The following is a 14,980-nucleotide window of genomic DNA, read 5'->3' as shown; positions in this document are numbered from 1 at the left end:
TGCGCTCTTTTTTTGTGGGTATCTATTCTATTATCAAACTACTCTTTAATCAATTTCTGTGCTACTCTTTCATTTCCATGAATAATTTCAACCATATACAATCCCGGAGCAAATTTGTCTAAAGAAACATTCAATGAACCATTCTGTGTTTTTGCCACTGACTGACTGTAGATGTTTACTCCATTCATATCTATAATATTCACACTTGTCGCATCTGCGGTGTTATTTTTGAAATGAATGTTTACATTACTAGTTGCAGGATTGGGATCAATAAAGATCGAAAGTCCTGTGGCACTTGCCGATGGCAATGATTTTAAAGCCAATTCAAATCTATCTCCCTGGTTTGTTTTGTCATTACTGATTGTAAATTTATATTCGGCCCCCTGTGTCATTACAATATACTTCTGTAACAACTTATCATGTAATACTATTGACCCGTCATTCGGAACAGCAACATTATCTGCCCTTATTATAAAGTCCTGCATGTAGTTACTATGTATCTCAAGCGGAATTGTATTTTCAGCTACATAAGGTCGCGCATCTATTGATAATTTCTTACCATCAGCAGACTTACTGGAAAATGAAAAATCGCTGCTCAATAATTTGGTTGCGTCATACTTTTCATCATCATTATCAGTGGCAGCATCAATAAAATTGAACTTCAGCATATCCCACAAATGATAATTGGCATCGTATACATTTAATGCAACGAATTTAGCCGGCTCCCTGAACAAATAGCCTGAAGAAGTTGCAGACTTATTAGACTCATCGAAGCTAATAATTGCACCATCGTGATGGGCACGAACCTGAAAGGCTGTATTAGCTTGAATATAATAAGGCGTAGCAGATGACGTGCCAATGGATACAGTAACAAATTGTCCACCTGCACTCATCGTAGGATCCCACACATAAAATGCCGACCCTACCACCTGGTTAGATACCCAGGCATTATGCATGATTGTACCAATATCTATTGGAGATGGATACGGGTTACCAACCATGTTAAATTCCTGATTACCCGGATCAACAGTCCCTTTGCTAAGTCTCAATGTTAGCGGGCCTTGATTAACGTGTCCCATCATTTTAAATGTTGTGGCAGACGGCACATAGCCACCGCTGTAACCCAGATAGCCGAGCCCTTCGCCTTTAGCTCCTCTAAAGAAAATCCTGAGTCCCTGTCCGGGATGAAATTTGTTTGTGTCAGCGGCGATGTTGTTGATCTTGGTAAAGGGCTTCCAACCCGGATCATAACCTAATGAAGAGTTTCCGGTTGAGGGATCCAGCCGGAAAGCCGATGGCGCATTTGAAGATGTGCTTCTAAACCCATTTGCAGAACCACCCGGGCCTGTGATGTCAATATAAGTTTGTATCTGACCAAGTGAAATAGTGTCTGAAAAAGGATGGCTAACGAATCTGTAACGGCGATAACCAGCTACTACATACTGATCAACTTTCACCTTTCCAGTAATTAGCGCCCCGGAGGCCGGAAGTGCTGCGATGCGGGCCGTGGAAACAGAATCTGTCGATGCCAGTTCAAGACTATCATTCGTATTAAATGTTCCAGCGCTAACTGATAAAGCTCCGGTTATAAGTACATGCGACCCTGTATCTATTGTTGCACCTGAACTATTATTCAGATCAAGATTACTTACAGTGCCTTTACCGGTGATAGTTTGTAGCGTAGTGCCATTTAGAATTACTGTTCCACTTCCATTAACAATGCCTTGGTTCAATAAATTTCCTTTAATATTAATTGAACCTCCGCCATTTATTGATAGTCCTGCTAAGGAGGATACCGTAAGATTCTTACTATAAGCTGTTGCAGAGATCACCGGAACATATACAACATGCGGTATAAGTACATTGTCGGATGTTAGTGGGATCGAACCACATGACCAGTTAGCAGCTGTTGCCCAACTAGTTTCAGCACCAGATGCTCCTCCCAACCACGTCATTTGTTGCGGAATAAGAGTAACTGTAGTGTCTTTTAGAATAGCGCATGCTACATTCCTGACGGTATGCAATAAGTAGGTATGCGTAGATGTAATGATACCCGTAGGTAAGTTAAATGTTCCACCTGTAAGCGTACCATCAATGTTTGCCCCACCATCTACACTATAACTTACAACGTCTCCCGGAGTGCCGGTAAAGATAATGTTTGAACTATACCCATCACAAGGTACAATAGCCGAAGTAATACTAGCATTTGGTGTGCCAAGCACATTTAAGGTCATCAAAGCAGGAGCAGATGAGCCACAACTATTAGAAACGGTATACGATATTTGAGGTGTCCCTACAACAATTCCCGTAGCAATACCTGTTGAAGAATTAATAGTCGCCAACGAAATATTACTTGAAGTCCATAAACCACCAACTGTTGCACTACTTAATGATGTAGCAGAACCAATACAGACAGAAGAATTGCCAGAAATTGCACTCGGAGCTGATGGGACTGTATTAACAATAATACCCAAGGTTGCTGATGAAGATCCGCAAGAATTACTCTTTGTATAGGATATGACAGGCGAACCTACCGCAACACCTGAAACTATACCAGCTGCACTTACTGTAGCTTGCGCAGTATTATTACTGGACCATGTACCGCCTGTCACCGGATTATTGAGAGAAATATCAGCACCGGAGCAAACTGAGGAAGGACCTGTAATTGCACCCGCGTCAGGAAGTGGGAGCACATTTACGGCTTTATAACTGTTGAAAATGCCGCAACCATTTGCAATTTTATAGTTAATAATTGGCGACCCCGTGTTCTGACCTGTTAGAATTCCTGTAAGTGAGTCAACAGACGCAAAAAGGAAATTGTCGGAAAACCATTTTCCACCAATATCACCAGATGTAGTCATGGTAGTACTTGCGCCGGGGCAAATGCTGTCGGCACCCGATATCGTTCCCGGATTGGGAGGAGATATGATTGGCATAGCCTGAGTATCTGCATTACTGCAGCCGGTTACAGGTGAGGTGTAAGTGTAAGAAATAATATCAGTACCTGCAGCCCCCACTCCAGTAACAGCGCCTGTGGAAGTAACAGAGGTAACTGCATTGCTGTGCGCCCATAAGCCACCAGATGGAGCACCAGTCAATGTTGTAGTAACGCCCTGGCAAACACCTCTGTACCCTGTTATATTTACCACTGGGAGTGGCTTTATGACAATTGTCCGGGATACACTTCTCGAGATGCTTCCACGGGTCACTGTCACTGTGTAACTAATATCAACCGTTCCTGCCGCTACACCATATATAATGCCCGATGGACTTACTGTTGCAATAGATGTATTACTACTAGACCATGCACCGGTTTCACCGGTTGGTAATGATAATGAATAATTGAGTGAAGTAGTTGCCCCTATGCAAATTGAGTCACTTGCGGAAGAAATAGTGCCTACAATAGGTAATGGCGTGTTTCTATAAACTGATACTATGGTGCCTACATATGATGTGTCAAATGAGGTATTGCCAACAACAATATCCGGATATCCGTCTTTATCTATATCACCGATATTAATTCCGGTTGGGTAACGGGCTGCGGGTAGATTGTTGATATTTACAAATGATGGTGTGCCAGATGTGGAAGTATTTTTATACAATGCAATAACACCTGTTGTTAAAAAACTGGCCACTGCAATATCTGGCTTACCATCAGCATCTAAATCGCCTACTGCCAAACCCGCAGGTGTTGCCAGATTAGCTATAACTTGCCTTGATGCGAATGACAATGCTGATGCGGGTGATGTACAAGTATTCCTAAAAACGGAAACGGTACTATCAAGCGCTTCAGATACAATCAGATCCTGTTTTAAATCTCCATCTACGTCAACTGCAACAATGTCTATCAAATATGCACCGGTAGGCACTGTGATTGCCGACGCAAATGAAATAGCATTGGGAGTGGAAGCATTTTTGAATACTGATACTGAGGCTGGAACCGGCGCCTCGATCATATTTGTAACTGCAATATCTGGTAAAAGGTCGCCATTAAAATCGCCTATTGCAATAGCACTGGAGGTAGCCCGATAAACTGTTCCGGTATTGTAAGAATAAAAAGTAAAAGCGCCGGAAGATATAGATCCCGGGCTATTGCCGTTTTTTAAAATAACCAATTTCCCAATGCTACCACCTATATCATAACATGCCGCTGCGATATCTAACTTACCATCACCATCCAGATCAGATATAGCTAATACGCCTGTAGACACCGTAGGCACTGTCACATTTACTCTGGTGTCAAAAACTAGTGTACGGGGCGTTACTGATGATGAGTAGTTAGTAAGGTTTCTGAATATCTGTACCGTAGGTGATCCACTTCCGCCCGCCACAACAATATCATTTCTCCCATCTCCATCAATATCCGCTATTTTTACATTCAAAGGACCACTTCCCTGTAAAGTCATTGCATTACTCATGGTAAGTGCAGATACACCGGTACCTTGATTTTGCAATATTTTGAGAGAAGCACCCGTCTTATTTAAAGCCACCATATCGGGTAACCCATCGCCATCAAGATCGCCAATTGCAGCAATTACCGGATTATTGCCTGTCGTGTAGTCAACTCTTGGCAAAAATTTAATTGTGTCAGCTACAAAGAAACTGGCATCGAATGCTGGCAAAAACTGAAAATTAGAACTGCCTGCGCTTTTGGTGATGGTGTCATAAACTGTAAGCTGGCTATATGTTGCTCCAAATGGCACCGTTACACTTAATACCGTGGGTGATACTGACGTTGCAGTTGATTTTACAGCACCAAAATATACAATATTATTAGCCGCGGTAGTATTAAAATTACTACCCGAAATTGTAATGGTGGTACCGGGAAGTACATGATTGTAGGCACTTAATGAAGTAATGTTGGGAACAGGCAGACCTAGAGATATATTGGTGCCATTGTCGGTAGTTGCAATAACATAAGGGCTGGTACTCAGCAGTCTGACTCTATAAAGTGCTCCTACTGCGGTGCCGGATGCAATTGTGGCAGTAATTGTTCCACTTGAAGACCATGCAGCTGTCCCAATGATGTTACTTGTAGTATTTGCAAACGTACCTGTGCTGCTCGACAATTGAATTCTGAAATTGCCGGTAAAAAATGTGGCAGTGGTATTGTACGATACGGAGATAGTATTATCTACATTGTTATAAAACGGTCCGTATGAGGCTGCTACAATGTTCAGCGATATTTTAGGTACAACTTCCCCACCAGTTATTTGAGCCGCCGGTATGATATTGCCATAACTATCCTGAAATTGAAACTGAGCCAGCTGCGGCGATGTGAGCGTGGCGGATGTACCAATGATTATCTTACCCTTAGTTCCGGTTGTACCATCAAACGCCCCTTGCCAACCTGTTATGGTAATAACACCGGTATTTGTATTTAAACTGGCAAACCGCAATGTATGAGCCTGACTTGCGTCAAGCGCTATTGTAGAATTAGATACGTTATTAAGCACACCAAGACTACAAACAGCGGCATTAGTTATACCGGTAGTTGCCAATGTGCCGCCTGATAACGTAAAGGCATTACTTGTGGTTATAGTAGCCGCGGGTGCCAAAATGATAGAACCATTAGCAATAGTCACTCCACCGGTAAAAGTATGAGGCCATCCATTAAAGGTAAGTGATCCTGTTCCCGTTTTAATAATGGAAGATGAAGAGCCTCCTGTGATGATACTACTGAGACTCAAAGAAGTTGTACTTCCATACCCGAAAGTGGTGTTGGCAGATTGGTTGATCGTTAAAGAACAATTTGATCCAAGTGCAAGCGTTTGGGTAATTGTTCCCGAAGTGCCACTAAAAATACTTGACAAACTATTGACTGTTTGTGCGGTAGAGCCACTGAGAGACAAGGAAGTACTGTTCCCGTTGATCTGAGAGAGAACCACATCAATAGGATTGGCTAGAGAGCCATTCTTGGTGATGCTAACAGACCCCTCTGATATCTTTAATCCCCCAGCGAAAGTTAAACTCCCTGCATTACCACTTAATATCAATAGTCCAGTGCCTTCTTTTATTAATTGCCCGCTACCGCTCACTGCAAGCCCCATTGTTAAAGATCCTGTGGCTCCTACATAAATTACTGAATTAGATGAAAGTGTAACCGCTGCGTTCCAAACAGGCGCAATTGCCCCACTTCTTATTGCCCCTCTCCCATAGTTGCTGGTCGTTGCCCCATTTCCAATTCCATTTAAGGTTAGGGGAGCGGCATAGGTCCCAGCGGAAGCTAAGCTTAATTGACTGTAATTATTTATGACAAGGGAACTTGATGCTGAGCCAGAAGCACCAAATTCAAGAATACCGTTACCAGTTGTTGTAACACTAGATCCTACCGCTAATGTGCCGGTAAACGTATTTGCGCCGCTAAACCTTAGTATGCCACCGCAAACACCAGTTGATCCGTCCCAGGTTCCACCACCCAAAAACGTGTTAGCGCCATTTCCTGACACTGCGCCTGAAATACTAATGGTTGGACCAGTAGTAAGGCTTGAAGTACCTCCCGCTGTTAAATAAGTCTTTGCGGAACCATTCGCGAGGGGGCAAGCTATGTTAAATATATTTGACCCTAAATTGGCAACAACTACTGCAGTAGAAGATGAAATTGTAGCGCCGGAAAGAGTGATTAATGTACCAGTGATCGACAAAGATGTGGTTCTAGAAGAGAGGACATAAAGAGCACCCGCGGTAGTAGTTCCACTAGTGGTAACAGTAGGAGTTCCAGTCGGAGCAGTGCTAAATTGCGCAACTGCTGTTCCTGTTGGTGTACCTGAGGGATTCCAATTTGTTGTTGTACTCCAAGCTCCGCCTGATGCTCCGGACCAAGTATATTGTGCAGTAGCACTCCAATTTAATAAGAGAGCTAATGCAGTTAATAAAAATATTTTTAGTGTGTGTGTATACATATTGGCTTTCATGTGAGAGTAGCTTAGTTTGTAACATTCACAACCTAAGGTTGCTATATTACGGTTCACTTATGCTATGAGAAATTATTCTACAAAACAGATGTATTGCAAGATAATTTTATTCCAAATTTATGCCGTCATGGTAAGAGAGTGCAAATAAAGTTCATGAACGGTCAAAAAAGTTCATTAACGGTTTAACGTCATGTTAATTGCCGATATGAAATAAAATTATTTCATATACAATATCCCAATAAGGGAAATCCATTACATTTTGGGGTGTGGATAAATTGACTGCCCATTAATCAAAAGAACAATAAAAATGCTATTTTTGGACAAACAAGATATCAATGCCACATTACCATTCCCTGGGAAATATACCTCATAAAAGGCATACTCAATTTCGCAAGCCCGATGGGACACTATACGCAGAGCAGTTATTCAGCACCGAAGGTTTTTCTTCTAACTATTCGCTGCTTTATCATTTATATGCACCAACAGGAATTATCAGAACTGAAGAACCGGTTGACGTTTCTCCTAAAGCAGCATCAGATAACATACTGAAACACAGGAGTTTTATGGGTTTCAAAATTACCCCTGAAGCTGATTATCTTAAAAGTAGGAAGGTTGTTTTGTTCAACAATGACGTTCATATAACACTGGCAGGACCAAAGAAAGGGTTAACAGGAAATGTGTTTTATAAGAATGCAGATACAGACGAAGTAATATTCGTTCATGAAGGCACAGGCACGCTAAAAACACAGTATGGCCAGTTGACATTTAGCTACGGTGATTATGTAGTTATTCCACGTGGTACTATTTACCAGATAGAATTTGATACCGAAGACAATCGCCTTTTCATTATTGAGTCATTTAGCCCGATCACTTTCCCTAAACGATATCTTAGTAAATACGGTCAGCTATTGGAACATTCCCCAATATGTGAAAGAGATATCCGCCAGCCGGAGAATCTGCAAACGATTGATGAGAAGGGCGAATTTTTGGTACAGGTAAAGAAGAAGGGTTTGCTCTACCCTATATGGTATGGCAGCCACCCATTCGATGTAGTTGGTTGGGATGGTTGTGAATATCCCTATATAGTAAGTATTCACGACTTCGAGCCAATAACAGGCCGTGTACACCAGCCACCACCGGTACACCAGACCTTTGATGCACACAACTTTGTGATCTGCTCATTTGTGCCGCGTTTGTATGATTATCACCCAATGTCGGTTCCTGCACCATATAACCATAGTAACATAGATAGTGACGAAGTGCTGTACTATGTAGATGGTGATTTTATGAGCCGTAAGCATGTGGAGCGTGGCATGATTACTTTACACCCTGCAGGTATTCCTCATGGTCCACACCCTGGTACTGTCGAGAAAAGCATTGGTGCGAAAGAAACAAAGGAACTAGCCGTTATGGTAGATACCTTCCACCCACTGAAAATGTCGGTAGATGCGGTAGGTATTGAAGACGACAGGTATATATCAAGTTGGATCGAATAATTCTAAATAATTGATCTCATATGAAATCAAAATATCTTGTACAACTACGGGCCTTGTTAAGAACATCAGCCATGGCTATGTGGAGCAAAACATTATAAAACTGATTCAATTTACGAATAAGACATTATAATGTAACTAATTAAAAATCAATTAAAATGCAAGCACAAACAGTAAGCCAGAAAATGAAAGAGGCAAAAGATTTTTTGCCTATCAACGGTACAGATCATATAGAATTTTATGTTGGTAATGCCAAGCAGGCTGCTCACTTTTATAAGACGGCTTTTGGTTTTCAGTCACTAGCATACGCGGGACCTGAAACCGGTGTGCGTGACCATGTATCTTATGTATTGCAACAGGGTAAGATACGCCTGGTTTTGACAACTCCTTTAAATTCAAACAGCCCAATTACGGAACACATAGCCAAACATGGTGATGGTGTAAAAATATTGGCGTTGTGGGTTGATGATGCTTACAAGGCATTTGAAGAAACTACATCTCGCGGCGGTAAAGTGTATATGGAGCCCAAGACAATAAAAGACGAAAACGGCGAAGTGCGCATGAGCGGCATCTATACCTATGGCGAGACTGTTCATCTGTTTTTAGAGCGTAAGAACTACAATGGTATTTTCATGCCAGGGTATAAGGAGTGGAAAAGCAGCTATGCTCCAGCTGATGCTGGTTTACTATATGTAGACCATTGCGTGGGCAATGTAGGCTGGAACCGCATGAATCCTACTATACAGTGGTATGAAGAGGTAATGGGCTTTGTAAATATCCTTTCTTTCGACGATACGCAGATCAATACCGAGTACTCTGCTTTGATGAGTAAGGTAATGAGTAATGGCAACGGTTATGTGAAGTTCCCTATCAATGAGCCGGCAGAAGGAAAGAAAAAATCTCAGATAGAAGAATATCTGGACTACTATGAAGGTGAAGGTGTGCAACACATTGCTATAGCTACAGCTGATATTGTAAAGACAGTTCGTGATCTGAAATCACGTGGTGTTGAATTCCTGGATGCACCGCCCAAAGCATACTATGATGACCTTATCAACCGCGTAGGTAAAATAGACGAAGATATTGCACCACTACAGGAACTTGGTATATTAGTTGACTGTGACGAAGAAGGTTATTTACTACAGTTGTTTACAAAGCCTGTAGAAGACCGTCCTACACTTTTCTTTGAGATCATACAGAGAAAAGGTGCACAGAGCTTCGGCGCTGGTAATTTTAAAGCACTGTTTGAATCTATAGAAAGAGAGCAAGCTAAGAGAGGAAATCTTTAAGTAAAAATGTAAATAGTATTTAGATAATACAGCCACCAGAGCATGTTTCTGGTGGCTGTACTATTTTATTAATCATTAGTCATCAACGGGATCATTGACCCATTGGCAAATTGTCCAATTACTTCGTACCTATATACTGTTCCGCTCTTGAGTTCATATTGTTGCCACCATCTTGATTGGTGTAAAGAAAAGCTCTCCAACCATTATTATGTGGTTCGCCGCCAATGTTGGTATGCAGTACACGAAAATCAAAGTCTGACTGGCTGGTTTTATAAAACAGGATCACTGCATTGGCCAGTTCTTTACCGCCGGTTTCTGTAAGCGTATTGTATTGCCATATCTCATAAGGCAAAGCGCCTGATTCGTTTACAGAAGTAACCACCTCTGACGGAGCACCATAACGCAAAAACATAAAACCACGCTCAGTTTCATAACCGGGTTTGCCATGTGCAGTATATAGCCTGTTAGCTTCCTTTACTTTCGCTGAATATTCTTTCCATGCTTTCTCCGGCTTCTCAGCATCTTTGGTTAGGAAGTAATTATAAATAAAATACCGCATGTACAATTCTTCCGGCTTTTTCAGAAAACCTTCTATTGCTCTAGCGGAGGTAACATCGCTAACCGGAAGCAACATTTTTAAAATAGCTGTTATCTGTGGTAGGTCGTATTTCTTTAGAAAGGTTTTGGTCATATCCAGCACGTTGACCACTTCAAGGCTGGTATCAATTGCTGCAGACCGCTTGGCGATCATTTCCTTGGTAATTGGCTTTGTATTCATTCGCTGAAAAAACAAAGTCTTGCTTGTGATGGTCTGGTGAAGTTTATCTCCCAGCGAAATATTCAGGTAATAGTTGCCCGATGGCAGACTGCTGATATCTAAACTGCCGCTGAAGTAGGTGGATTCTTTATTGACAATGGTATCAATTTTTATCAGTGAACCAAATACGCCTTCACCCTGCTTCTTACTTATAAAGACCGATTGAAAGAGCGGCATATCGCTGCTGTTCACTTTTTCTACCTGATACAGTTCGGTATAGTAGTTAAGCTTATCTCTGTAGGTATCAAAAAAGCTTTCACAAAGGGGGATGTTTTGCTTGCCATGCTTTCTGAATGGGGTTCTGATATCAGAAACATATGACGTATCCAGCAATTCTATCCCTCCATAAAAAGGGCCTGAACCTTGTGGCAACACGGTAAAACTATCATTGTAAACGGTAACGTTTGTGGTGTCATTCAGATCCGTCAGTTTAACATTAAGTTTCAGCTTGCCCGGTGCAATAAAATATCTCTTTAATTCAAGTATGTTCAGGTATTGGAGCTGGCCAGCATTATCTACGGGTTTTGTTTCGTAGACATAGAGATCATTTTTTACCACATGCCCGGTATCATTCGTTATGGTCACTTCAGTCTTAATACGAGCTATGGTCTTCTTATCTGCATTAGTGTTGTAACGCAGTTTGGCGGGGTTGATCTGCCAGTAGGCTTCAAGATATGGATTGATCTTACCTTCATAGATAGGGTCGGCAAGATAGAAAACCGCATGAGAAAAAGCGGCTTCAAGTGCATGTACCTGTATAAAAGAAACCACCAACAATAGGGTAAAAGATAGCCTGCGCAACATTTCAGATTTTTTTGCAAATTACAGTAATCCGCAGATAATTATTTTCACAGGCATTATTTTAACCTTTTATCATCGTTCCTTTGTAGTTGATATGCAAGTAGTAAGTTCCTTTTTGCCTTTTGCACCTATAAGTTGGTGGGCACATGTCATAGATGCCACGCTGATCACTTTTGATCGGGCTGAACATTTTGAGAAAATGAGCTACCGCAACAAATACCGGATATCAGGCGCCAACAATCCAATACAGTTAAGCATTCCTTTGGTAAACGGACGCGAGCAACGATCCGCTATGAGCGCGGTTCAGATATTTAACGATGGGAAATGGCAAATACAACACTGGCGTACTCTGGTGTCGGTTTATAAACAAACACCTTATTGGGAATTTTACGAGCAGGGGCTACAAAGTATCTTTGAAAGATCAGATACCAGTCTTACAGATTTTAATAATGACACCTATAAATGGGTGGCCCAACAATTGAAATTAAAAACCACTGTTGAAGAATCCGGGCAATATTTGGCAGCCTACCCTGAGACTATACAGGATATACGCAAGATAAAGCCGCACAAAAGCGGTGAGCAACTAACTGAATTTCCTCGTTACTACCAGGTGTTTGAAGACAGAATTGGTTTCCTTCCCGATCTGAGTATTCTGGACCTGTTGTTTTCTGAAGGCCCACACACTGCATCGTGGATAAGAATTCACCGTAACGAATTGATTGGAATAGTTTAATAAATCAGCTTTGTGCATAATTAACCACAGAATAATCTCTGGAAAATATTACTTTGCACACACTTGTTCAGCAAGCGATAATATTTATTGTTAAAAAAGGTTAGCACTCGCGGAATTATCTGGGAAATAGCCCCTGTTTTTTATATTTTTGAACATTAACCACAACTAATGGCTACAGGCAAAAAATCAAAACCTACCTACTTCAATGCTATACTGGGCGTAGCTCTTGTGCTGTTCTTACTGGGTATATTGGGTTGGCTGGTTATCAATGGCCGTTCGCTTTCCAGAGCTTTTAAAGAAGATCTTGAAATAAGCGTTGACTTTCACGACAATACTACCGACGAAAATGTTGCCAAAATGAAAGCCATTTTAGAAAAACAGGCTTTTGTGCGCAACACCAAAATAATCACTAAAGAAGAAGCTGTAAAAATGGAAAACCAGGTAGAAGGCACCAATGTGGTAGACTTCCTTGGTTATAACCCCCTGTTTACTTCAGTTGCTGTAAAACTGCACGAGGAGTATGTAAATAAGGATAGTCTTGCCAAAATAAAGACCTTCATCATGCAGAGCAACATTGTGCGTGATGTGACATGGCCTAATGTAGTGGTTGACCAGATGAACAGCAACTTCCGTAAGATAGGCATCATATTGGGGGCTATTTCTATTGTGCTACTTATTGTTGTGGTATTCCTCATTGACAATACAGTAAGGTTGGCTATGTTCAGCAACAGGTTCCTTATTAAGACCATGCAGATGGTAGGTGCCACACAGCAGTTCATAACCCGACCATTCGACATGCGTGCGTTATTAAACGGCTTTATAAGTGGCGTGCTTGCTGTGATAGCACTGTGGGTGGTCATGTCCTTCGCTACGAAGCAATTGCCTGTACTTAGCCTGCTTAATGACCCAACCCTGGTACTTTGCCTTATGGGAGGAATGATACTACTTGGTATTATCATATCTCTGGTAAGTACGCACCGATCAGTAGTAAAATATTTAAAATTGCATTTGGACGACCTATATTAATTTAATTCTATAATTTTGCAAGTATGTCTACTATACCAAAAGTACCACAACCACAACCTATTAAAGTTGCTCCAAGAGCTGCTTCTACATCAAGATCAACATCAGGCCAGTCACAGACTAACCAGTCTTTCCTCTTCGATAAGGAAAACTATATGTGGATGCTCGGTGGCGTAGCGCTTATCCTTCTTGGCTTCGTATTGATGGCCGGTGGTAAGAGCGCTAATCCTCATGAATTTCATTATGATGAGATCTATAGCTTCCGTCGTATTACACTTGCACCAATAGTAGTATTATTGGGCTTTGCAGTAGAAGTATATGCAATTATGAAGAAACCAAAAGAAGTAGCTGCGGCAGCACAGACTGTATAATTATACAAAACTGATCATATAGAAAGCCGTTCAGCACCTGCTGAATGGCTTTTTCAATTAATTCCACCATCATGAAGATCCAATATTGTAGCGACCTGCATCTTGAATTTAAAGAAAATGCAAAGTATATAGACTGCCACCCGATAGAGCGGGGCGCGGATATTTTGTTGTTGGCGGGAGATATTACCTTACTCTGGAACATAGAGCAGCACAAAGCATTCTTTGACTATGTGTCTGATAATTTTACATACACTTATTGGATACCCGGCAACCATGAGTACTATAAAAGCGATGTTGCTGACTACCCTTCACCTTTAAAAATAGAGATCAGGGACAACGTTTTTCTGGTCAATCAGCAGGTATTTGATCATGAAGATGTAAGTATAATCTGTTGTACACTCTGGAGCCATGTACAGCTGGAAAACGAGTATGAAATACAGCGTAATCTGTCGGACTTTCACATAATACAAAATGAAGGCAAGCGGCTGACTGTTGCTGACTTCAACAGAATGCACCAGAGTGATCTTACCTTTCTGGAACGGGCTTTAAAAGCCAATGAGGGCAGAAAAAAGATTGTCGTTACCCATCATGTACCCACGTTGATGCATTACCCTAAACAATACATCAATAGCCCTATCAACCAGGCGTTTGCTACTGAGCTGCATGATCTTATTCTTACATCGGGTGCAAGCGCATGGATCTATGGCCACCACCACACCAATACCCCTGAGTTCAAGATAGGCGGCACTACCCTACATACTAACCAACTGGGTTATGTGAGCCATTATGAGCATGGGGATTACAGGAAGCAGGCTATCGTTAAGGTATAGCGATTTGTATTTCAGTTTTAAGTCAATTTTAATAGAACGGGGTATTGTAGAACCTCTGTTGCCACTACTTTTATAATAAAAAAAAATGAGCGACCTAAGCGATACTATACAGGAATCTACGGAACATGCCCGTGAGAGCAAGATCAATGCTAAGGTGGCTGTATGGGTAGCGCTAACAGCTACCTTTATGGCCCTTTGTAATGTCAAAGATGGCAATGTGGTACAGGCTATGTCTCAGGCGCAGGCACATAGCATAGATGCATGGTCTTACTATCAGGCTAAAAGTACCAAGCAGGCAATATTAGAAAATGCGGTAGATCTGCTAAAGGCGCAAAAAACACCGGGTTATGAAGATCTGGTGCAAAAAGATGAACAAAAAATAGCGAGCTATGAAAAAGAGAAAGGAGAAATAAAGAAGCTGGCAGAAGGCTTTGAAAAGGAATATGAGGCCATCAACGTTTTCGATGACCAGTTTGACATGACGGATGCCTTTCTTTCTATTGCCATAGCTATGTTTGGCATCACAGCCCTCACCCAAAAGAAATGGTTGCTCTATTTTGCATCATCAATAGCAGTACTAGGAATGATATTCGGACTAACAGCTTTTCTTCATATTAGCCTGCACTCTGACTTAATATCGAAGATATTGGGGTAGGAAAGGAACTAATTCAACAAAAAAGCCTTTCAGTTTGAACTGAAAGGCTTTTTC

The 14,980-nt window shown here is 41.5% G+C and carries 9 protein-coding genes; 7 read left to right on the top strand and 2 right to left on the bottom strand.

Annotated elements, in window-relative coordinates:
• Positions 1 to 38: 38 nt before the first annotated feature.
• On the bottom strand, positions 39 to 6,914 hold the full coding sequence (locus CJD36_RS03475) for an FG-GAP-like repeat-containing protein (RefSeq protein WP_105037702.1): 6,876 nt from the start codon (positions 6,912 to 6,914) through the stop codon (positions 39 to 41).
• A gap of 335 nt (positions 6,915 to 7,249) precedes the next feature.
• Here CJD36_RS03475 and CJD36_RS03470 point away from each other — a divergent pair, with 335 nt between their 5' ends.
• Both CJD36_RS03470 and hppD read left to right on the top strand, forming a co-directional pair.
• Positions 7,250 to 8,410 (top strand): homogentisate 1,2-dioxygenase, encoded by a 1,161-nt coding sequence (locus CJD36_RS03470; RefSeq protein ID WP_105037701.1) that lies wholly within the window; start codon positions 7,250 to 7,252, stop codon positions 8,408 to 8,410.
• A 155-nt stretch (positions 8,411 to 8,565) separates the two neighbouring features.
• Complete coding sequence (gene hppD / locus CJD36_RS03465) at positions 8,566 to 9,696, top strand: 4-hydroxyphenylpyruvate dioxygenase (RefSeq protein WP_105037700.1); 1,131 nt, start codon at positions 8,566 to 8,568, stop codon at positions 9,694 to 9,696.
• 118 nt (positions 9,697 to 9,814) lie between these two features.
• Here the strand turns inward: hppD and CJD36_RS03460 are convergent, their stop codons facing one another.
• Complete coding sequence (locus CJD36_RS03460; protein ID WP_105037699.1) at positions 9,815 to 11,317, bottom strand: GWxTD domain-containing protein; 1,503 nt, start codon at positions 11,315 to 11,317, stop codon at positions 9,815 to 9,817.
• Between the two features lie 91 nt (positions 11,318 to 11,408).
• On the opposite strand from CJD36_RS03460, the gene CJD36_RS03455 reads away from it, so the two are divergent.
• The 5 genes from CJD36_RS03455 (at position 11,409) to CJD36_RS03435 (ending at position 14,926) form a co-directional block, all read left to right on the top strand.
• A complete protein-coding gene (locus tag CJD36_RS03455) occupies positions 11,409 to 12,047 on the top strand; it encodes a WbqC family protein (RefSeq protein WP_105037698.1) in 639 nt (212 codons plus the stop codon).
• Positions 12,048 to 12,215: 168 nt separating this feature from the next.
• Entirely contained in the window at positions 12,216 to 13,073 is an 858-nt protein-coding gene (locus tag CJD36_RS03450; protein ID WP_105037697.1) for a cell division protein FtsX, read from the top strand.
• 23 nt (positions 13,074 to 13,096) lie between these two features.
• Complete coding sequence (locus CJD36_RS03445; RefSeq protein ID WP_105037696.1) at positions 13,097 to 13,441, top strand: DUF3098 domain-containing protein; 345 nt, start codon at positions 13,097 to 13,099, stop codon at positions 13,439 to 13,441.
• A 71-nt stretch (positions 13,442 to 13,512) separates the two neighbouring features.
• Positions 13,513 to 14,271 carry a metallophosphoesterase gene (locus CJD36_RS03440; protein ID WP_105037695.1) on the top strand — a complete coding sequence of 253 codons (759 nt, stop codon included), beginning with the start codon at positions 13,513 to 13,515 and terminating at the stop codon, positions 14,269 to 14,271.
• A gap of 85 nt (positions 14,272 to 14,356) precedes the next feature.
• A complete protein-coding gene (locus CJD36_RS03435; RefSeq protein ID WP_105037694.1) occupies positions 14,357 to 14,926 on the top strand; it encodes a DUF4337 domain-containing protein in 570 nt (189 codons plus the stop codon).
• The last annotated feature ends 54 nt before the right edge of the window (positions 14,927 to 14,980 follow it).

Source organism: Flavipsychrobacter stenotrophus (genome assembly GCF_002954265.1).
Taxonomy (GTDB): domain Bacteria; phylum Bacteroidota; class Bacteroidia; order Chitinophagales; family Chitinophagaceae; genus Flavipsychrobacter; species Flavipsychrobacter stenotrophus.
The sequence above is the reverse complement of the archived record's forward strand: the minus strand, read 5'-3'. Positions and strand labels throughout refer to the sequence as shown.